Raw genomic sequence first — 21,035 nt, 5'->3', positions numbered from 1 at the left:
ACAACAAGAAAGACTTGAGGAGTACTCGCTGTGGAAAGCCGCAAAACCGAAGTCCCTACGCTGGACATCGCCTCACCGCCCGCCACGGGTTGGCTGGAGCGCATTTTCAAACTCAGGCAACACGGCAGTACCGTCAAGACCGAGCTGATCGCCGGGGTGACCACCTTCATCACCATGGCCTACATCATTTTCGTCAACCCCAACATCATGGCCGATGCCGGCATCGATCATGGCGCCGCCTTCGTGGCTACCTGCATCGCCGCCGCCCTCGGCTGTCTGCTCATGGGGTTGTATGCCAACTGGCCGGTGGGCCTGGCCCCCGGCATGGGCCTCAATGCGTTCTTCACCTACACCGTGGTCGGCACCATGGGCTACAACTGGGAAACGGCGCTGGGCGCGGTCTTCATCTCCGGCGTGCTGTTCATGTTCCTGACGCTGTCCAAGGTGCGCGAGTGGCTGCTCAACAGCATCCCCGTCAGCCTGCGCCATGCCATGGGCGCCGGTGTGGGCCTGTTCCTCGGCCTGATCGGCCTGAAGACAGCAGGCATCATCGTCGACAGCCCCGCCACCCTGATCAAGCTCGGTTCGCTGCATGAACCAGGCCCGCTGTTGGCGGCGGTGTGCTTCCTGCTGATCGCCATCCTCAGCTACAAGCGGGTATTCGGGGCGATCCTGATCAGCATCATCGGCGTGACGCTGGCGGGCTGGGGCCTGGGGCTGGTGAAGTTCGGTGGCGTGGTGTCGATGCCGCCCAGCCTGGCACCGACCTGGATGGCCATGGACGTGGCGGGCGTGTTCAACGTGAGCATGATCAGCGTGGTCCTGGCGTTTCTGTTCGTGCACATGTTCGACACCGCCGGCACGCTGATGGGCGTGGCACAGCGGGCGAACCTGGTGGCCCCCGACGGCCGTATCGAGAACCTGTCCAGGGCCCTCAAGGCCGACAGTGCGTCGAGCGTGTTTGGCGCCGTGGTCGGCGTGCCGCCGGTCACCAGCTATGTGGAAAGCGCAGCGGGGGTGGCCGCCGGGGGTCGCACCGGCCTGACGGCGGTGGTAGTGGGCGTGCTGTTCATCGCCGCCATGTTCTTCGCACCGCTGGCCGGCATGATCCCGGCCTATGCCACCGCAGGTGCCTTGATCTATGTCGCGATGCTGATGATGGGCAGCATGGCGCACATCAATTGGGACGAGGCGACCGACAGCATTCCGGCGATCGTCACCGTAATCATGATGCCACTGACGTTCTCGGTGGCCGATGGCATTGCGCTGGGTTTCATCAGCTACGTGGCATTGAAGGCCGGTACGGGTAAGTACAAGGAGATCTCCGCCAGCTTGTGGGTACTGTGCGCGATCTTCATTGCCAAGTTCGTCTTCCTCTGAATCTTTCTCCGCGACCAAGGGCGTTCAGGCGCCCTTTTGTCATAACCGCCTGCAAGCCGACCAACCTGGGATTTTTGCCAGGTGCAAGCCGCATGGCCGCTTGATACAACTGGACGTCCTTAGCGCAGGTATGCCGATGCACACATCCATATTCGCCGCCCTGACCTATACCCCGTACGGCAGTAGCCCAACATCCACGAGTCCACTGGGCTTCAACGGCGAGTTCAGTGATCCGATCTTCGGCCTGTACCCACTCGGCAACGGCCACAGGGTCTTCAGCCCGACACTGATGAGGTTGCATAGCCCCGATCACCTGAGCCCATTTGCTCAAGGTGGGCTCAATGCATACACCTACTGCCTGGGTGATCCGGTAAATCTGGCCGATCCGTCAGGTCGAGCGGCTGGTCTGTCCAGCAGAATCAAGGAGTCGTTAATTTCGAGCAAGAAGGTCGCGGGCGAAAGCTGGGATCTCACCCGAAAGTCGCTGTTTGCAAACCCACAGCCCGAACACAGCTTTAGTGGAGGCAGGGCCTTGATCAATGAGTACACGACGCGGCTCCCGACCGTTACCCCTTTCACAAAAAAGCTGCACGCCGTGAACAGCCGCCTGGCCAGCCATGGTGATACTTCCCTGAGCAGCGAGCACGCGCAGGCCTATATCGTCATCGCCCAGCGCACCCAACGCGGGAGCATTTCCAACACCTCTGCGCATTTAGCGGCCAGCATGGAATGGATCAAGGATCAAGGAGCAAGGAGCAAGGAGCAAGGAGCAAGGAGCCCAGCGCATAGTCGGTATGGGCTTCAACCTGCTGGGTGCGTTGGTCTCAGGCGTGGAAGATCAGGCCTTGCTCAAGACCGGCAAGTCGCTGGCGCATACGCAACAGGACATCCGTCTGGAAAACACCAAGGTCTAGGCGAAAAAAAGCCCGCCAGTGTGAGAGCGGGCAAGGACCTACGAAGATTCTTCTAGCGACCAACTAGCTTCCACGATAGGTCGAATAACTGTAAGGCGAGATCAGCAGCGGCACATGGTAGTGCTCCTGCTGCGCATCGATGCCAAAGCGCAATACCACCACATCCAGGAACGGCTGTTCAGGCAGCGCCACGCCTCGCCCGCGGTAGTAGTCACCAGCACTGAACTGCAGCTGGTAAACACCGGAACGGTAGTCATCGCCTTGCAACAATGGCGAATCGACGCGGCCATCGCTGTTAGTGAGCGCCGTGGTGACCAGCGTCAGCTGGCTGCCTTCGACACGGTACAACTCCACGTTGATTGCGCTGCCTGGGCAGCCATGGGCTGCGTCCAGTACGTGAGTGGTCAAACGTCCCATCTGCTTGTCGCCTCGTGTTTGCCAGGGGCAAGTACGCACGGCAGTGACCCGAATCGGGGCAGCGTGCGCCTTGGATGAACGCAATTAAGACATTCGCAACGTAAATTGTACACAATTTTTTTGCTTTCCAAGCCGATGCCCTTGTGGGCCATGGCACCAGCGTGAATTAAGCGGGACACTGCGTCTTCGCCTTGCTTAGCTGACCAAGTGGGCAGGTTTCTTGCAAGGTATCCAGACGCGACACCTGGTCATAAATACGGAAATTCGGACTTACAAAAGAATTCATAAGTTGTATACAATCATTGCATCCGGTGGTGCGACACAGCGACGCGGCCCGCCACCCTGCCCACACGTACAAGAAGGAAGACTGCAGTGAGCGCTGACTACCCTCGCGACATGATCGGTTACGGCAATAACCCTCCTCACCCGCACTGGCCAGGCAACGCCCGCATTGCGCTGTCGTTCGTGCTCAACTACGAAGAAGGCGGCGAGCGCAACATCCTGCATGGTGACAAGGAATCCGAAGCCTTCCTCTCCGAGATGGTCGCGGCCCAGCCGTTGCAGGGCGTGCGCAACCAGAGCATGGAGTCGCTCTATGAATACGGTAGCCGCGCAGGCGTATGGCGCCTGCTCAAGCTGTTCAAGGACAGCGGGATCCCCTTGACCATCTTCGCCGTGGCCATGGCCGCCCAGCGCCACCCCGACGTCATCCGCGCCATGGTCCAGGCTGGTCATGAAATCTGCAGCCACGGCTACCGCTGGATCGACTACCAGTACATGGACGAGGCCCAGGAGCGCGAGCACATGCTCGAAGCCATCCGCATCCTGACCGAAATCACTGGCGAACGCCCGCTGGGCTGGTACACCGGCCGCACCGGCCCCAACACCCGTCGGCTAGTCATGGAAGAAGGCGGCTTTCTCTACGACAGCGACACCTATGACGACGACTTGCCCTACTGGGAGCCGAACAATCCCACCGGCAAGCCGCACCTGGTCATCCCTTACACCCTGGACACCAATGACATGCGCTTCACCCAGGTCCAGGGCTTCAACTGTGGCGAGCAGTTCTACCAGTACCTCAAGGACGCCTTCGACGTACTGTACGCCGAAGGCGCCGAGGCGCCGAAGATGCTCTCCATCGGCCTGCACTGCCGCCTGGTCGGCCGGCCGGCACGCCTGGCAGCGCTCAAGCGTTTCGTCGACTACGCCAAAAGCCACGAGCAGGTATGGTTCGCCCGCCGTGTCGACATTGCCCGCCACTGGCAAGCCACCCACCCGTACCAGAAAGAGACCGTCTGATGACCACCTTCAAGACCCTCAAGCCGTCCACCCTTGACCGTGACGCGTTCGTTCACGCCTTCGCCGACATCTACGAGCACTCGCCCTGGGTTGCCGAGAAGGCCTACGACCTCGGCCAATTGGACGAACTGGACAACGTGCACGCGCTGCACCAGCGCATGAGCGACATCCTGCTGAGCGCACCTCACGCCGACCAACTGGCCTTGATCAACGCCCACCCGGACCTGGCCGGCAAGGCTGCCGTCCAGGGTGAACTGACCGCCTCGAGCACCAACGAACAGGCCGGGGCCGGTATTCACCAATGCACCGCCGAGGAATTCGCGCGCTTCACCTCGCTCAACGAGGCGTACAAGGCCAAGTTCCAGTTCCCGTTCATCATGGCCGTCAAGGGCAGCGACCGGCACCAGATCCTGGCCTCGTTCGAACAGCGCATCCACAACGATGCGAAGGCCGAGTTCGCCGAGGCGCTCAAGCAGATCAACCAGATCGCCCTGTTCCGCCTGCAACAGCTGTAAGCGACCGACGATTCTTTACAGAACAACGCACAATAGAAGAGATAACCGCATGCGCACCCTGATGATCGAGCCCCTGACCAAAGAAGCCTTCGCCCCTTTCGGTGACGTGATCGAAACCGATGGCAGCGACCACTTCATGATCAACAACGGCTCGACCATGCGCTTTCACAAGCTCGCCACGGTCGAGACCGCCGAGCCTGAAGACAAGGCGATCATCAGTATTTTCCGCGCCGACGCGCTGGAAATGCCGCTGACCGTGCGCATGCTCGAACGCCATCCGCTGGGCAGCCAGGCTTTCATTCCGCTGCTCGGCAACCCCTTTCTGATCGTGGTCGCGCCACTTGGCGATGCACCTGTATCAGGCTTGGTCCGCGCCTTCCGCAGCAACGGCAGGCAGGGCGTCAATTACCATCGCGGCGTCTGGCACCACCCGGTGCTGACGATCGAAAAGCGGGATGACTTCCTGGTGGTTGATCGCAGTGGTTCTGGCAACAACTGCGATGAGCATTACTTCAGCGAGGAACAGATGCTGATCCTCAACCCCCACCAATAAGAAAAGGTCGGTCATGCCAGGGCACTGCCCGCGCCTGTGACCGGCAAGAGGTACATACTGTGGAAGCACACCTTCACGAGTGGCTGAACCTGAGCATTCGCTGGGTTCACATGATCACCGGCGTGGCCTGGATCGGTGCATCGTTCTACTTTGTCTGGCTGGAGAACCACCTGAATCGAAGCAACCCGCGCGATGGGTTGTCAGGTGACCTCTGGGCCATCCATGGCGGTGGTATCTACCACCTGGAAAAATACAAGCTCGCCCCGCCGAAAATGCCCGAGAACCTGCACTGGTTCAAATGGGAAGCCTACTTCACCTGGATGTCCGGTATTGCCCTGCTGTGCGTGGTGTTCTACTGGAACCCCACCTTGTACCTGCTGGCACCGGGTAGCACCCTCAGTGGCGCCGAGGGCGTGGCGATCGGTATTGGGTCGCTGGTCGTGGGCTGGTTCGTCTACGACTTCCTGTGTGACTCGCCCCTGGGCAAGCGCCCTGCCCTGCTCGGTGCGGTGCTGTTCGTGCTGATCATTGCCGCCTGCTGGGGCTTCAGCCTGGTGTTCAGTGGCCGCGGCGCCTACCTGCACACGGGCGCGATCATCGGCACCATCATGGTCGGCAACGTGTTCCGTATCATCATGCCGGCCCAGCGCCAGCTGGTGGCTGCCATCGAGAACAACCAGACCCCGGACCCGGTCTTGCCGGCCAAGGGCCTGCTGCGGTCACGCCACAACAACTACTTCACGCTGCCGGTGCTGTTCATCATGATCAGCAACCACTTCCCCAGCACCTACGGCAGCCAGTACAACTGGCTGATCCTGGCGGGGATCGCAGTGGCGGCGGTGTTGATCCGTCACTACTTCAACACCCGTCACGACAGCAACAAGTATGCCTGGACGCTGCCGGTCGGTGCCCTGGCCATGATCTGCCTGGCCTATGTCACCGGTCCCAAGCCAATGCCGGTCAGCCCGGAACAGGCCGCTGCCAAGATCGAATACCAGCCGTTGCCAGCCACAGCCGTGGGCGGCAAAACGGCCGCCGAGCGCCGCGCCGAAGACGCGGCCAAGCCCGCCGAACCGGCGGTGCCGGCCGAGGCGACGGCGCAGGCCGGCGGTGACAGCTTCGAGAAGATCCATCACGTGATCCAGGAACGCTGCACCGTGTGCCACTCCTCGAAACCGACCAGCCCACTGTTCAGCGCCGCTCCAGGTGGCGTGATGTTCGACACACCGCAACAGATCCAGGCCCAGGCCGCGCGCATCCAGGCGCAAGCGGTTGCCAGCCAGATCATGCCGCTGGGCAACATCACGCAGATGACCACCGAGGAGCGCAAGCTGGTAGGCGACTGGATCGCCAAGGGCGCGCCGGTCAACTGAGCGTAATTGGCTACACCGCATAACGTCGTACGCAAGCATCGAGCGCAGGCGCTGGCACAGGCTTCAAACAAGGCGATCTTCAGGTTGAAGACCGCCATTTGAAGCCTGGGCTCGCCCGCCGCTTGGATCCGAGAATAAAAACAAAACTCGAGGTGCTGCATGTCCGAGTCATCCAAGGCGTCTATTCCGGTAGCGCCGCCGCGACAGCCCCTGCCCCTGTTCCAGCTCTTTCTGGTTGGCCTGCAACATGTGCTTCTGATGTATGGCGGCGCCATCGCGGTACCGCTGATCATCGGTCAGGCTGCAGGCCTGTCCCGTGAAGAAGTTGCCTTTCTGATCAACGCCGACCTGCTGGTCGCCGGCGTCGCCACCCTGGTGCAGTCGCTGGGCATCGGCCCTGTGGGTATTCGCATGCCCGTGATGATGGGGGCCAGCTTTGCCGCCGTCGGTAGCATGGTGGCCATGGCCGGCATGCCCGGCGTGGGCCTGCAGGGCATCTTCGGGGCCACCATTGCCGCAGGCTTCTTCGGCATGCTGGTCGCGCCCTTCATGTCCAAGGTGGTGAGGTTCTTCCCGCCGCTGGTGACCGGCACGGTGATCACGTCCATTGGCCTGTCGCTGTTCCCCGTGGCGGTGAACTGGGCCGGAGGCGGCCAGCAAGCGACCACCTTCGGCTCACCGATCTATCTGCTGGTCGCCGGCCTGGTGCTGGCAGTGATTCTGCTGATCAATCGTTTCATGCGGGGCTTCTGGGTCAACGTGTCGGTGCTGGTGGGGATGGGCCTGGGTTACCTGCTGGCGGGGTCGATCGGCATGGTCGACCTCTCGGGCCTGGGGGCCACCCCCTGGCTGCAGGTGGTCACGCCGCTGCACTTTGGCATGCCCACCTTCAGCCTGGCCCCGATCCTGTCGATGTGCCTGGTGGTGGTGATCATCTTCGTCGAGTCCACCGGCATGTTCCTGGCCCTGGGCAAGGTCACCGACCGTGAAGTCACCCCAGGCATGCTGCGCCGGGGGCTGCTGTGCGACGCAGGCGCCTCTTTCATCGCAGGCTTTTTCAACACCTTCACCCATTCCTCGTTCGCCCAGAACATCGGCCTGGTGCAGATGACCGGCGTACGCTGCCGTTTCGTCACGGTGGTGGCCGGCGGCTTGCTGGTGGTGCTCAGCTTGCTGCCCAAGGCGGCCTACCTGATCGCCTCGATCCCGCCAGCGGTGCTGGGCGGCGCGTCCATTGCCATGTTCGGCATGGTCACTGCCACGGGCATCAAGATCCTCCAGGAAGCGGACATCGGCGATCGGCGTAATCAGTTGCTGGTTGCGGTCAGCGTCGGTTTCGGTCTGATCCCGGTGGTACGGCCGGAGTTCTTCGCCCAGATGCCCCAGTGGATGGAGCCCATCACCCACAGCGGCATCGCCATGGCCACGGTCAGTGCGCTGGTGCTCAACGTGCTGTTCAACATCCTCGGCGGCGCGGACCGCGCAGCGCACAACGCGCCCTGCCACCCCCACTGAGCCTACGGGCGGCGCCCTGGCCGCCCATGCTTCACGCCTGAATCACTGCTGTGCCGTCGGCCCACTGCGCGTGGGCCGCCCGGGGCGCGCACGCGCCTGACAACCCACAAGAACAACATCCGGGAGCTGTCACATGAACCACATCCCCACCGCCTTGTTGCTGGGCACCAGCCTGCTTGCCAGCGTACCGACCCAGGCCGGCCAATGGCTGCAATGGCACGGCGAGAGCCTGACCTACCTGTACGGCAAGGATTTCAAGATCAACCCTGGCATCCAGCAGACGCTTACCTTCGAGCACGCCAACAAGTGGAAATACGGCGACACGTTCCTGTTTGTCGACAAGATTTTCTACAACGGCAAGGCCGACCCCGGCAAAGGGGTGACCACCTACTACGGCGAGTTCAGCCCTCGCTTCTCGCTGGGCAAGATCCTCGACCGCAAGCTCGCCTTCGGTCCGGTCAAGGACGTGCTGCTGGCCATGACCTACGAGCGTGGCGAAGGTGACAATGAAGCCTACCTGATCGGCCCAGGCTTCGACCTGGACGTGCCAGGCTTCAATTACTTCGTGCTCAATTTCTACGTGCGCAATACCGAGGGCAGCCGCCCCGGCGACAACGTATGGCAAATCACGCCCGCCTGGTCCTACACCGTGCCACTGGGCAAATCCGACATTCTGATAGACGGCTACATGGACTGGGTGACCGACAACGACCAGAACCGACGGGGCACCTATCACGCCAACCTGCACTTCAACCCGCAGGTGAAATACGACCTGGGCAAGGCGCTGAGCCTGGGCGACAAGCAGCTGTACGTGGGCTTGGAGTACAGCTACTGGAAAGACAAATACGGCATCGACAGCCGGGGCGCCCTGGACAGCAATCAGAGCGTGGCCAGTGCCTTGATCAAGGTACACTTCTGACAACCTGACCACATGCACAGGTTTGCTCCACCGTGCTCCATGACGGAGCACTTGAGGCCAGGCGCGCAAGCCAGTAATCTGCGCGCCCCCTCGATCAGGGCAGGACGGATTCTGCCTGCGTTTACTGACCGCTCAGTCAATGAATTCGGGCGGTTGGCCAACGTGTTGCCAGCCTGAAAGACCCTTTTCATCCGTTCAGAACGACGTCGAGCAGGACGGTTTCGCCAACCGGGAAGAAGTTGGCTCAACCCTTGCCAGACAGCTGTGGCCCATCGAAAAAAGCTGACTACAAAGACAGAAAAAGCGCCAACACCGAGCGCTGACAACAGATCAACCAAGGGAGCGACATCCGCAATGCGTACCATCAACAGCCTGATCCTCGCCGGCGGCCTGCTGGCCTGTGGCACCACCTTCGCCGGCGACCTGCTGCAGTGGCAGAGCAACAGCTTGACCTACCTGTGGGGCAAGAACTTCAAGGTCAACCCGTCGACCCAACAGACCCTGACCTTCGAGCACGCCGACGGCTGGAAGTACGGCGATAACTTCCTGTTCGTCGACAAGATCTTCTACCAAGGCCAGAAGGACGCCGGCAACGGCCCCAACACCTACTACGGCGAGATCAGCCCGCGGCTGTCGTTCAACAAGATCTTCGATCAGAAGCTGTCCTTCGGGCCGGTCAAGGACGTGCTGCTGGCCATGACCTACGAGTTTGGCGAGGGCGACACGGAAGCCTACCTGATCGGCCCCGGCTTCGACCTGGACATCCCAGGCTTCGACTACTTCCAGCTGAACTTCTACCAGCGCACCACCGACGGCAGCCGCCCTGGTGACAATGTCTGGCAGATCACCCCGGTGTGGGCCTACACCATTCCGGTCGGCGCCTCCGACGTGTTGATCGATGGCTTCATGGACTGGGTGGTGGACAACGATGAAAACCGCCGTGGCACCTACCACGCCAACCTGCACTTCAACCCGCAGATCAAGTATGACCTGGGCAAAGCCATGCACCTGGGCGAGAAGCAGCTGTACGTGGGTGTGGAATACGACTACTGGAAGAACAAATACGGCATCAAGGATTCCGGCGCTTTCACCACTGACCAGAACACCATGAGCTTCCTGGTCAAGGTGCTGTTCTGATCACGGCATGATGACGGGGCCGCCTGGCGGCCCCTTTGCCCAAGCGTTGTCACTCAGCCGGTAGCGCGTGCGCGAACCCAAGAGAATCCGCCGACCACCAGCGCTGTCAGGCCGCCAGCGACAGCCCCGACAACCCCGAACACGACGAGCTTGGCCACTGCTTCCCAGCTTCCGCTGTGCGCGACCCAGCCTTCGATGACGTGCTCAAGTGGCGCAATGCCTTCAGCAATGAATGTACCGCCGACCAGAAACATCGCGACCGTGCCGATCCAGGACAGCGCCTTCATCAGGAAAGGCGCGGCCGACACCAGCACTTCACCCAGCTTTCTGACCGCGCGACCCCACATACCCTGGGCTTTGGATTTCGCCAGGGCGAACCCTGCGTCGTCCAGCCGCACGATGCCAGCGACCAGCCCGTACACGCCAATCGTCATCACCAAGGCGATCAAGACCAAGGTCAGAATCTGCTGGTACAGCGGGGCCTCAGCCACCACGTTGAGGGTAATGACGATGATTTCCGCGCTCAGGATGAAGTCGGTCTTGATCGCCCCTTTGACCTTGCGTTTTTCATACGCGGCCAGTTCCTCGGGGGTCTTGGGAAGCGCTTTTTTCCCTTGCCCCTTCGCGCCATGCTCGCTGCGGGAAAACTTGTCCTTGATCGCCTCGAAGCCCTCGTAGCACAGGTACAGGCCGCCGGCCATGAGCAGCCATTTGACCGCCGCCGGCAGCACCGCACTGAGGATCAGAGCGCACGGCACCAGGATGGCCTTGTTCTTCAGAGAGCCTTTGAATACGGCCCATACCACCGGCAGTTCGCGATCGGCCTTCATGCCTGTTACTTGCTCGGCGTTAACGGCCAAGTCATCGCTCAGTACGCTGGCCGACTTCTTGGCCGCGACCTTGGTCATCAACGAGATGTCATCCAACAGGGCCGCGATGTCATCCAACAACGCAAAAAAACTGCTGCCAGCCATTCCATTCATCCTTAGTAGACGCGTGCGATTTCATCATCCTGAAGCGCCTGAATAACCAGGCGCTCCCAGGGCAATCACGATGGCATACAGACCGGCCGGTGGCGGAACAGTTCTGCCGGGCGCGCGCGTGCCGTGGCCTGCCGGCGGCAGATGACCCAGGACGCACACATGGGTTTCAGGGCAGCGTCAGGCACGGGGCAGCGCGCATGACGATTCGTTCATGGACGCAAACGAACAGCCGTGGCCAAGCGCCTGTCTCTATCCCATCGATCACATTCTTCCATTCGCACCAGGAGTACCCATGGCAAAGCTCAACATGGCCCAGCAGTTGGCCTCGACACTCGAACAAGCCGGTATCAAGCGGATCTGGGGCCTGACCGGCGACAGCCTCAATGGCCTGACCGACGCCCTGCGCAGCATGGACAGCATCGAGTGGATGCACGTGCGCCATGAGGAAGTTGCGGCCTTCGCCGCCGGTGCCGAGGCAGCGGTCACCGGTGAGCTGACGGTGTGCGCGGGTAGTTGCGGGCCGGGCAACCTGCATTTGATCAATGGCCTGTTCGACTGCCACCGCAACCGGGTGCCCGTGCTGGCCATCGCCGCGCAGATCCCCTCCTCGGAGATTGGCCTGAATTACTTCCAGGAAACCCACCCGCAGGAACTGTTCAAGGAATGCAGCCATTTCATCGAACTGGTCAGCAACCCTGCGCAAATGCCGCAGGTGCTGCACCGGGCCATGCGTTCGGCCATCCTCAATCGCGGTGTGGCGGTGGTGGTGATCCCCGGTGACGTCTCGCTGCTGGAGGTCGAGCAGAAACCGGCGGCCTGGCCTACCCTGCAGCAGCCACGCATTTTGCCCACGGACGTCGATCTGCAGCGCCTGACCGAATTGTTGCAAGACAGCCACAAGGTGACCCTGCTGTGCGGCAGCGGCTGCGCAGGTGCGCACGACCAGGTCGTGGCCCTGGCCGATGCACTCGGCGCACCAGTGGTCCATGCGCTGCGCGGTAAGGAGCATGTGGAATGGGACAACCCCTTCGACGTCGGCATGACGGGCTTGATCGGCTTCAGTTCCGGTTACCACGCCATGCTCGGCTGCGACACGCTGGTGATGCTGGGCACCGACTTTCCCTACCGGCAGTTTTTCCCGAGCGACGCCAAGATCGTGCAGGTCGACCGTGACCCGCAAGCGCTGGGGCGACGCGCCACGTTATCGCTGGGTATCGCTGCCGATGTCGGCGAAACCCTCACCGCCCTGCTGCCACGCCTGACGCGCAAGACTGATCGGCGCTTCCTGGATGATGCACTCAAAGCCTATGACAAGGCGCGCCAGGGGCTGGACGATCTGGCGGTACCCTCCAAGGGTGACCGGCCGATCCATCCGCAATATGTCACACGCCTGCTCAGCGAACTGGCCACCGAAGACGCGATCTTCACCGCCGACGTCGGTTCGCCCACGGTCTGGGCGGCGCGTTACCTGAAGATGAATGGCCAGCGTCGCCTGGTCGGCTCGTTCAACCACGGCTCGATGGCCAACGCCATGCCCCAGGCCATGGGCGCACAGGCGGCCTTCCCGGGGCGCCAGGTGATCTCGATGAGTGGCGATGGTGGGTTCAGCATGCTGATGGGGGACTTCATTTCGCTCGCGCAGCTCAAGCTGCCCGTGAAGGTGGTGGTGTTCAATAACGCGTCACTGGGCTTCGTCGCCATGGAAATGAAGGCTGCCGGCTACCTCGATACCGGCACCGACCTGCACAACCCCGATTTTGCCGCCATGTCCAATGCCATGGGCATCCTGGGGATTCGCGTCGAGCGCTCCGAAGACCTGGAGCAGGCCCTGCGCCGTGCGCTGGCCCACGACGGCCCCGTACTGGTCGACGTGGTCACCGCCACCCAAGAACTGGTCATGCCGCCAGCGATCAAGCTGGAGCAGGCCAAGGGCTTTAGCCTGTACATGCTCAAGGCCGTGATGAGCGGGCGGGGCGACGAGGTGCTGGACCTGGCGAAGACCAACCTGCTGCGCTAGCGCCTATGCGCGCGACTGGATGCAAAGGCCCTGCCCAAAGCCGCTGCCTTGAGCCGCCATTGGGCACGGTGCTACCATGCCGGCTGCCTCCTAGAGGTGGCCTGACACGAGGAAGATCCCTGACCATGAGCACCATTCGCGAGCGCAACAAGGAATTGATCCTGCGCGCGGCCAGCGAGGAATTCGCCGACAAGGGCTTCGCAGCCACCAAAACCAGCGATATCGCCGCCAAGGCCGGCCTGCCCAAGCCCAACGTCTACTACTACTTCAAATCCAAGGACAACCTGTACCGCGAGGTGCTGGAAAGCATCATCGCGCCGATCATGCAGGCCTCCACCCCATTCAACGCCGATGGCGATCCTCGCGAAGTACTGAGCGCGTACATTCGCTCCAAGATCCGGATCTCCCGCGATCTGCCCCATGCTTCGAAAGTATTTGCCAGCGAAATCATGCACGGCGCACCGCACTTGTCGCCCAGCCAGGTTGAACAGCTCAACGAACAGGCGCGGCACAACATCGAGTGCATCCAGCAGTGGATAGACCGCGGCCAGATTGCCCACGTCGATGCGCATCACCTGATGTTCAGCATCTGGGCGGCGACCCAGACATACGCCGATTTCGACTGGCAGATCTCGGCGGTCACCGGCAAGGCCAAGCTGGCCGACAGCGACTACGACGCTGCGGCCGAAACCATCATCCGCATGGTGCTCAAAGGCTGCGAACCCGAGCCGGCCTGAGCAGCACCATCTTGCCGTTCGCCCTGAATGTGCCCACCTGCGCCGCAGGTTGGGGCATTGAGCAAAGACAGTTGATGCGGGTCAGGCCACCGCGCCCGCATCGGCGCGCAGCCCCAGCGCCTCGATGGCACTGATCGCGCACTGCTCGTCGATATCCGATGTATCCCCGCTGATCCCCACCGCACCTAGCACCCGCCCATCCTGATCACGCACCAGCACGCCGCCTGGCGCCGGCACGACCGGACGTTCGCCCAATCCGTTGAGCGCGGCGAAGAAAGCCGGCCGTTGCTGCGCATCCAGCGCCAGCAGACGCGAGCCCTTGCCCAGCGCTATCGCCCCCCAGGCCTTGCCCGTTGCGACCTCGGGTCGGATAAGGCTCGCGCCGTCTTCACGCTGCAAGGCAAGCAAGTGCCCACCGGCATCGAGCACCGCCACCGTCAGCGGCGCCGCCTGGATGGTCCGCCCAGCAGCCAATGCGGCGTTTACCAGGCTCAGCGCCAGGTTCAGGTTCAAAGCATTCATGGGAAGGTCCTCTTTTTATTGTGAGAAGCCCTGAGGGCAGTTGAAAACCGATACAGCAATAGAACACAACCGAAAATATTTTTGTATACAATATTTAGATCCAATCGTATTCGATAGCGCAATCACCCCATTTCACGGCCGCATCGACTTACCCGATCAAAACCCATTGACCTGATCACCTGACCGTGAATACACTGAATCGCAACACAGGTTGTATACAATTACAAAATCGATGAGGCACAAATCATGAGCAAAATGAGAGCAATCGATGCAGCCGTACTGGTCATGCGCCGTGAAGGCGTCGTGACTGCGTTCGGCATCCCAGGGGCTGCCATCAACCCGTTGTACTCGGCCCTGAAGAAAGTGGGTGGCATCGATCACGTCCTCGCTCGCCACGTCGAAGGCGCCTCGCACATGGCAGAGGGCTATACCCGTGCCAACCCGGGCAACATCGGCGTTTGCATTGGCACCTCCGGCCCAGCTGGCACGGACATGGTCACCGGCCTTTACAGCGCCAGCGCCGACTCCATCCCGATCCTGTGCATCACTGGCCAGGCGCCGCGCGCCCGCCTGCACAAGGAAGACTTCCAGGCCGTGGACATCACCAGCATCGTCAAGCCCGTCACCAAGTGGGCAACCACCGTGCTGGAGCCTGGCCAGGTGCCGTACGCGTTCCAGAAAGCGTTCTTCGAGATGCGCAGCGGCCGCCCCGGCCCGGTACTGATCGACCTGCCATTCGACGTGCAGATGGCTGAAATCGAATTCGACATTGATGCCTACGAGCCATTGCCCGTGCACAAGCCGTCGGCCACGCGCGTCCAGGCCGAAAAAGCCCTGGCCATGCTCAACGAAGCCGAGCGGCCCTTGCTCGTTGCAGGCGGCGGCATCATCAACGCCGACGCCAGCGACAAACTGGTCGAATTCGCCGAACTGACCGGTGTGCCGGTGATCCCGACCCTAATGGGTTGGGGCACCATCCCCGATGACCACCCGCTGATGGTCGGGATGGTCGGCCTGCAAACCTCTCATCGCTATGGCAACGCCACCCTGCTCAAGTCCGACCTGGTGCTGGGCATCGGCAACCGCTGGGCCAACCGCCACACAGGTTCCGTGGACGTGTACACCGAAGGCCGCAAATTCGTGCATGTGGACATCGAGCCGACCCAGATTGGCCGCGTGTTCACCCCGGACCTGGGCATCGTGTCCGATGCCGGCAAAGCCCTGGATGTGTTCCTGGAAGTCGCCAGGGAATGGCAAGCCGCCGGGAAACTCAAGTGCCGGCAGGCCTGGCTTGAAGACTGCCAGCAGCGCAAGGCCAGCCTGCAGCGCAAGACCCATTTCGACAACGTACCGGTCAAGCCTCAGCGTGTGTACCAGGAGATGAACCAGGTGTTCGGCAAGGACACCTGCTATGTCAGCACCATCGGGCTGTCGCAGATCGCCGGTGCGCAGTTCCTGCACGTGTACAAGCCACGGCACTGGATCAACTGCGGCCAGGCCGGCCCGCTCGGCTGGACCATTCCTGCAGCACTGGGCGTGGTCAAGGCCGACCCCAAGCGCCAGGTCGTGGCCTTGTCTGGCGACTACGACTTCCAGTTCATGATCGAGGAGCTGGCCGTCGGGGCGCAGTTCAACCTGCCCTACGTCCACGTGCTGGTGAACAACGCCTATCTGGGGCTGATTCGCCAGGCTCAGCGTGGTTTCGACATGGACTACTGTGTACAACTGGCATTCGAGAACATCAACGCCACCGACGCTGCCAGCTATGGCGTCGATCACGTAGCCGTGGTCGAAGGCTTGGGCTGCAAGGCCCTGCGGGTATTCGAGCCGGCCGACATCGCCCCTGCCCTGCTCAAGGCACGGCAAATGGCCGAGCAGTTCCGCGTGCCGGTCGTGGTCGAGATCATTCTTGAACGCGTCACCAACATTTCCATGGGCACCGAGATCAACGCGGTCAACGAATTCGAAGACCTCGCCCTGGTCGGCAACGACGCGCCGACCGCCATCTCGCTGCTGGACTGATCGCCTGACGCCCCGGCTGGTCCGGGGCTCTCAACGCAAGGAGACAACCATGCCTCGCTTCGCTGCCAACCTGTCCATGCTGTTCACCGAGCAGGACTTCCTGGCCCGCTTCAAGGCCGCCGCCGACGCCGGTTTCAGTGGTGTCGAATACCTGTTCCCCTACGATTTCAGCGCTGACGAAATCCAGGCGCAGCTCAAGGCCCATGGCCTGACCCAGGTGCTGTTCAATCTTCCCGCAGGTGACTGGTCCAAGGGTGAGCGTGGCATCACCTGCCACCCCGACCGCGTCGAAGAATTCCGTGCAGGTGTCGACAAGGCCATCGAGTACGCCAAGGTACTGGGCAACACCCAGGTCAACGCCCTGGCTGGGATTCGTCCAGACGGCCCGGACTGCGCCACCGTGCGCAAGACCTTCGTGGAAAACCTGCGCTATGCCGCCGACAAGCTGCAGGCCGCCGGTATTCGTCTGGTCATAGAAATGATCAATACCCGCGACATCCCAGGCTTCTACCTCACCACCACCGAGCAGGCGCTGGCCATCCAGGCCGAGGTGGGCAGCGACAACCTGTTCCTGCAGTACGACATCTACCACATGCAGATCATGGAAGGTGACCTGGCGCGCACGCTGGAAGCCAACCTCACGCTGATCAACCACGTGCAGCTGGCCGACAACCCTGGCCGCCATGAACCGGGCACGGGCGAGATCAACTACCGCTTCCTGTTCGAGCACCTGGACCGCATCGGCTACCAGGGCTGGGTGGGGGCTGAGTACAAGCCACTGACCACCACCGAAGCAGGCCTCGGCTGGCTGAAATCACACAACGCGATCTGAGCCCCACCGGGAACGCGAACAACGATAAAAGAGGTAATTTCTCATGGCTAAAATCGGTTTCATCGGCACCGGCATCATGGGCAAGCCCATGGCCCAGAACCTGCAAAAAGCAGGGCACAGCCTGTTCGTCTCCACCCACCACGATGCGGCTCCAGCCGACCTGATCGCCGACGGCGCCGTGGCCCTGGCCAACCCCAAGGAAGTAGCCCAGGAAGCCGAGTTCATCATCGTCATGGTCCCGGACACCCCACAAGTCGACAGTGTGCTGTTCGGGGAAAACGGTGTCGCCCAGGGCGTGGGACCGAACAAGGTGGTGATCGACATGAGTTCGATTTCCCCGACCGCCACCAAAGCCTTTGCGCAGAAGATCAACGCCACCGGCGCTACCTACCTGGACGCTCCGGTATCCGGAGGTGAAGTGGGTGCCAAGGCCGCGACCCTGAGCATCATGGTAGGCGGCTGCCCGAACGCCTTCGAGCGCGCCCTGCCACTGTTCCAGAGCATGGGCAAGAACATCACCCTGGTAGGCGGTAATGGTGACGGTCAGACGGCGAAAGTGGCCAACCAGATCATCGTCGCCCTGAACATCCAGGCCGTCAGCGAGGCGCTGCTGTTTGCCGCCAAGAACGGCGCAGACCCGGCCAAGGTGCGCGAAGCACTGATGGGCGGTTTCGCCTCGTCGAAAATTCTGGAAGTGCACGCCGAGCGCATGATCAAAGGCACCTTCGACCCAGGTTTTCGCATCAGCCTGCACCAGAAGGACCTCAACCTGGCCCTGCAGGGTGCCCGTGAGCTGGGCATCAACTTGCCCAACACGTCCAACGCGCAGCAGGTGTTCAACACCTGCGCGGCCCTGGGCGGCAGCAACTGGGACCACTCGGCGCTGATCAAGGGCCTGGAGCACATGGCCAACTTCTCGATCCGCGACGACCGCTGATCCGAGCGCCGGTCCTGCCTTGCAGCCCTGCTGCCGGTAAACCGGCACGCCTGTTACGCCTCTTGGCTGAACACAGCCAGGGGTGACCCCGAGCAACACCGCCCCTGGTTCGGCCTGCACGGAGGCTGTTCCAGGGGCGTTCTCGATTGTGCAGAACAACAATAAAGGGAGCCTGCCATGTCGGTCGATCCACAGAAACTGCTGCGTGAGCTATTCGACACAGCCATTGCCGCTGCCCACCCCAGCCACGTGCTCGAACCCTACCTGCCCGCCGACCGCAGTGGCCGGGTGATCGTCATCGGCGCAGGCAAGGCCGCCGCCGCCATGGCCGAGGTGGTCGAAAAGCACTGGCAAGGCGAGGTCAGCGGCCTGGTCGTGACCCGCTACGGCCACGGTGCCAACTGCCAACACATCGAAGTGGTCGAAGCCGCCCACCCGGTGCCGGATGCAGCCGGCCTGGCGGTTGCCAGGCGCGTGCTGGAGCTGGTCGGCAACCTCAGCGAGCAGGATCGGGTGATATTCCTGCTGTCCGGCGGCGGCTCTGCATTGCTGGCGCTGCCCGCTGCCGACCTGACCCTGGCGGACAAGCAGCACATCAACAAGGCCCTGCTCAAATCCGGCGCCACCATCGGCGAGATGAACTGCGTGCGCAAGCACCTCTCGGCGATCAAGGGTGGGCGCCTGGCCAAGGCCTGCTGGCCGGCCACGGTCTACACCTATGCGATCTCGGACGTGCCGGGCGACCTGGCCACGGTCATCGCATCTGGCCCCACCGTGGCCGATCCGAGCACCTCGGCCCAGGCACTGGCGATCCTCAAACGCTACGCCATCGACGCCCCACAGGCCGTCATCGACTGGCTCAACGACCCGGCCTCCGAAACCCTCAAGGCGGGCGACCCAGCCCTGGCCCGCAGCCATTTCCAGCTGATCGCCAAGCCTCAGCAATCGCTGGAAGCTGCGGCAGTCAAGGCGCGCCAGGCAGGCTTCAGTCCGTTGATATTGGGCGACCTGGAGGGTGAGTCACGGGAAGTGGCCAAGGTGCACGCAGGCATTGCCCGGCAAATCGTCCAGCATGGCCAGCCGCTCAAGGCCCCCTGCGTGATTCTGTCCGGCGGTGAGACCACGGTCACCGTGCGCGGTAATGGGCGCGGCGGGCGCAACGCGGAATTTCTGCTCAGCCTCACCGAAAGCCTCAAGGGCCTGCCGGGCGTCTACGCACTGGCAGGCGATACCGACGGCATCGACGGCTCGGAAGAAAACGCCGGCGCTGTGATGACGCCCAGCAGCTACGCACGCGCCCAAGCCCTGGGCCTTTCTGCCAGCGACGAGCTGGACGACAACAACGGCTACGGCTACTTCGCCGCGCTCGATGCGCTGATCGTCACCGAACCCACGCGCACCAACGTCAACGACTTTCGCGCCATCCTGATTCTCGAGACCGACCCCTCATGACGCCTGACAAGAAAGTGAAAATCCTCGCCACCCTGGGCCCGGCTACCGGTGGCATCGACGATGTACGGCAACTGGTGGAAGCAGGCGTGAATATCTTTCGCCTGAACTTCAGCCATGGCGAGCACGCCGACCATGCGCTGCGCTATCAATGGATCCGCGAGGTGGAGCAGCAGCTCAACTACCCATTGGGCATCCTCATGGACCTTCAAGGGCCAAAACTGCGGGTGGGTCGTTTTGCCGAAGGCAAGGTGCACCTGCAACGTGGTCAAGCCTTGCGCCTGGACCTGGACAAGACGCCAGGCAACAGCAGCAGGGTCAACCTGCCTCACCCGGAGATCATCGCTGCGCTGGAACCTGGCATGGACCTGCTGCTGGACGACGGCAAGTTGCGGCTGCGCGTGACGGCCAAACACCGTGACGCCATCGTCACCGAGGTGCTGGCAGGTGGGGAGCTGTCCGACCGCAAGGGGGTGAATGTGCCTCAGGCGGTTCTGGACTTGTCGCCCCTGACCGAGAAGGACCGCCGCGACCTGGCCTTCGGCCTGGAGCTTGGCGTGGACTGGGTGGCGCTGTCGTTCGTGCAACGCCCCGAGGACATTGCCGAGGCACGCCAGCTGATCGGCGACCGCGCCTACTTGATGGCCAAGATCGAGAAACCGTCGGCGGTGGAGCAGCTGCAAGCGATCGCCGAGCAGGCCGACGCGATCATGGTGGCCCGGGGCGATCTGGGTGTGGAAGTGCCTGCCGAGAGCGTGCCGCAGATCCAGAAGCGCATCATCGGCACCTGCCGCCAGCTGGGCAAGCCCGTGGTAGTGGCCACGCAGATGCTCGAATCCATGCGCTTCTCCCCTGCTCCGACTCGTGCCGAAGTCACCGACGTGGCCAATGCCGTGGCGGAAGGCGCGGACGCTGTGATGTTGTCGGCGGAGACGGCCTCGGGCGATTACCCGCTCGAAGCCGTGCAGATGATGAGCAAGATCATCCGCCAGGTGGAGAACGGCCCGGACTACCAGGCCCAGCTCGACGTCGGCCGGCCGAAGGCAGAGGCCACCGTATCGGACGCCATCAGCTGCGCCATCCGCCGCATCAGCGGCATCCTGCCGGTGGCGGTGCTGGTCAACTACAGCGAGTCAGGCGCCTCGACCCTGCGTGCTTCGCGCGAGCGGCCACGGTCACCGATCCTCAACCTGACGCCGAACCCGAACACCGCTCGCCGCCTGAGCGTGGCCTGGGGCGTGCATTCGGTAGTGAATGACCGCCTACGCCAGGTAGACGAAGTGGTTTCCACTGCGCTGGAAATTGCCCAGGCCCAAGGCATGGCCAGCCGTGGCGACACGCTTCTGATCACTGCCGGTGTGCCTTTCGGCAAGCCAGGGTCGACCAACACGCTGCGGATCGAGACGTTGAACTGAGATTCCCGGGGGCGCTATGCGCCCCCGTCGCGGGTCAAGCCCGCTCCCACAGGAGGCGCGCCGCTCCATGGCACAGCGCAGAGCTTGTAGGAGCGGGCT

At 62.3% G+C, this 21,035-nt stretch carries 18 protein-coding genes and 1 pseudogene; 16 read left to right on the top strand and 3 right to left on the bottom strand.

All coding sequences use genetic code 11. The annotated features are described in order from the left end of the window. Positions 1 to 30 precede the first annotated feature (30 nt). Both CRP40_RS02700 and CRP40_RS22135 read left to right on the top strand, forming a co-directional pair. Positions 31 to 1,380 carry an NCS2 family permease gene (locus CRP40_RS02700; RefSeq protein ID WP_027916002.1) on the top strand — a complete coding sequence of 450 codons (1,350 nt, stop codon included), beginning with the start codon at positions 31 to 33 and terminating at the stop codon, positions 1,378 to 1,380. Positions 1,381 to 1,546: 166 nt separating this feature from the next. Continuing rightward, positions 1,547 to 1,780: pseudogene (locus tag CRP40_RS22135) on the top strand (RHS repeat-associated core domain-containing protein); the annotation flags it as partial. A 577-nt stretch (positions 1,781 to 2,357) separates the two neighbouring features. Here the strand turns inward: CRP40_RS22135 and uraH are convergent. Then, a complete protein-coding gene (uraH, locus tag CRP40_RS02690) occupies positions 2,358 to 2,711 on the bottom strand; it encodes a hydroxyisourate hydrolase (RefSeq protein WP_027916001.1) in 354 nt (117 codons plus the stop codon). Between the two features lie 372 nt (positions 2,712 to 3,083). Between uraH and puuE the strand changes: the two genes are divergently transcribed. The 7 genes from puuE to CRP40_RS02655 all read left to right on the top strand — a co-directional run bounded on the left by puuE (position 3,084) and on the right by CRP40_RS02655 (position 10,022). Continuing rightward, positions 3,084 to 4,010: an allantoinase PuuE gene (gene puuE / locus CRP40_RS02685; RefSeq protein WP_027916000.1), complete on the top strand. Its 927-nt coding sequence runs from the start codon at positions 3,084 to 3,086 to the stop codon at positions 4,008 to 4,010. Beyond that, a complete protein-coding gene (uraD, locus tag CRP40_RS02680) occupies positions 4,010 to 4,525 on the top strand; it encodes a 2-oxo-4-hydroxy-4-carboxy-5-ureidoimidazoline decarboxylase (RefSeq protein ID WP_027915999.1) in 516 nt (171 codons plus the stop codon). The genes puuE and uraD overlap by 1 nt, the downstream gene beginning before the upstream one ends. Positions 4,526 to 4,574: 49 nt before the next feature. Then, positions 4,575 to 5,078, top strand: coding sequence for an ureidoglycolate lyase (locus CRP40_RS02675; protein ID WP_023535901.1), 504 nt, complete (start codon positions 4,575 to 4,577; stop codon positions 5,076 to 5,078). Positions 5,079 to 5,137: 59 nt separating this feature from the next. Next, the gene (locus CRP40_RS02670; RefSeq protein ID WP_027915998.1) at positions 5,138 to 6,451 is read left to right on the top strand and encodes a urate hydroxylase PuuD; all 1,314 of its coding nucleotides are present in this window, start codon (positions 5,138 to 5,140) and stop codon (positions 6,449 to 6,451) included. A 159-nt stretch (positions 6,452 to 6,610) separates the two neighbouring features. Continuing rightward, positions 6,611 to 7,966, top strand: coding sequence for a nucleobase:cation symporter-2 family protein (locus CRP40_RS02665; protein WP_023535929.1), 1,356 nt, complete (start codon positions 6,611 to 6,613; stop codon positions 7,964 to 7,966). Positions 7,967 to 8,099: 133 nt separating this feature from the next. Continuing rightward, complete coding sequence (locus tag CRP40_RS02660) at positions 8,100 to 8,885, top strand: outer membrane protein OmpK (protein ID WP_027915997.1); 786 nt, start codon at positions 8,100 to 8,102, stop codon at positions 8,883 to 8,885. A gap of 354 nt (positions 8,886 to 9,239) precedes the next feature. Further along, on the top strand, positions 9,240 to 10,022 hold the full coding sequence (locus CRP40_RS02655; RefSeq protein WP_027915996.1) for an outer membrane protein OmpK: 783 nt from the start codon (positions 9,240 to 9,242) through the stop codon (positions 10,020 to 10,022). Between the two features lie 53 nt (positions 10,023 to 10,075). Here CRP40_RS02655 and CRP40_RS02650 read toward each other — a convergent pair whose 3' ends face one another. Continuing rightward, on the bottom strand, positions 10,076 to 10,996 hold the full coding sequence (locus CRP40_RS02650; protein WP_027915995.1) for a DUF808 domain-containing protein: 921 nt from the start codon (positions 10,994 to 10,996) through the stop codon (positions 10,076 to 10,078). 301 nt (positions 10,997 to 11,297) lie between these two features. On the opposite strand from CRP40_RS02650, the gene poxB reads away from it, so the two are divergent. Together poxB and CRP40_RS02640 are read left to right on the top strand one after the other, a co-directional pair. Next, complete coding sequence (poxB, locus tag CRP40_RS02645; protein ID WP_033695150.1) at positions 11,298 to 13,022, top strand: ubiquinone-dependent pyruvate dehydrogenase; 1,725 nt, start codon at positions 11,298 to 11,300, stop codon at positions 13,020 to 13,022. A gap of 125 nt (positions 13,023 to 13,147) precedes the next feature. Further along, positions 13,148 to 13,759, top strand: a complete 612-nt coding sequence (locus tag CRP40_RS02640) for a TetR/AcrR family transcriptional regulator (RefSeq protein ID WP_027915993.1) — start codon at positions 13,148 to 13,150, stop codon at positions 13,757 to 13,759. A gap of 81 nt (positions 13,760 to 13,840) precedes the next feature. Here the strand turns inward: CRP40_RS02640 and CRP40_RS02635 are convergent, their stop codons facing one another. Next, positions 13,841 to 14,281, bottom strand: a complete 441-nt coding sequence (locus CRP40_RS02635) for a heme-binding protein (RefSeq protein WP_023535891.1) — start codon at positions 14,279 to 14,281, stop codon at positions 13,841 to 13,843. 246 nt (positions 14,282 to 14,527) lie between these two features. Here CRP40_RS02635 and gcl point away from each other — a divergent pair, with 246 nt between their 5' ends. From gcl to pyk, 5 genes are all read left to right on the top strand, one after another. Continuing rightward, on the top strand, positions 14,528 to 16,303 hold the full coding sequence (gene gcl, locus CRP40_RS02630; protein ID WP_027915992.1) for a glyoxylate carboligase: 1,776 nt from the start codon (positions 14,528 to 14,530) through the stop codon (positions 16,301 to 16,303). A 49-nt stretch (positions 16,304 to 16,352) separates the two neighbouring features. Then, entirely contained in the window at positions 16,353 to 17,135 is a 783-nt protein-coding gene (gene hyi / locus CRP40_RS02625; RefSeq protein ID WP_027915991.1) for a hydroxypyruvate isomerase, read from the top strand. Between the two features lie 43 nt (positions 17,136 to 17,178). Then, on the top strand, positions 17,179 to 18,072 hold the full coding sequence (locus CRP40_RS02620; RefSeq protein ID WP_027915990.1) for a 2-hydroxy-3-oxopropionate reductase: 894 nt from the start codon (positions 17,179 to 17,181) through the stop codon (positions 18,070 to 18,072). 177 nt (positions 18,073 to 18,249) lie between these two features. Next, complete coding sequence (locus CRP40_RS02615) at positions 18,250 to 19,524, top strand: glycerate kinase (protein ID WP_023535914.1); 1,275 nt, start codon at positions 18,250 to 18,252, stop codon at positions 19,522 to 19,524. Next, positions 19,521 to 20,936: a pyruvate kinase gene (gene pyk / locus CRP40_RS02610; RefSeq protein WP_027915989.1), complete on the top strand. Its 1,416-nt coding sequence runs from the start codon at positions 19,521 to 19,523 to the stop codon at positions 20,934 to 20,936. Before CRP40_RS02615 ends, pyk begins: the two co-directional genes overlap by 4 nt. The last annotated feature ends 99 nt before the right edge of the window (positions 20,937 to 21,035 follow it).

The organism is Pseudomonas sp. URMO17WK12:I9 (assembly GCF_900230165.1).
Taxonomy (GTDB): Bacteria; Pseudomonadota; Gammaproteobacteria; order Pseudomonadales; family Pseudomonadaceae; genus Aquipseudomonas; species Aquipseudomonas fulva.
The sequence above is the reverse complement of the archived record's forward strand: the minus strand, read 5'-3'. Positions and strand labels throughout refer to the sequence as shown.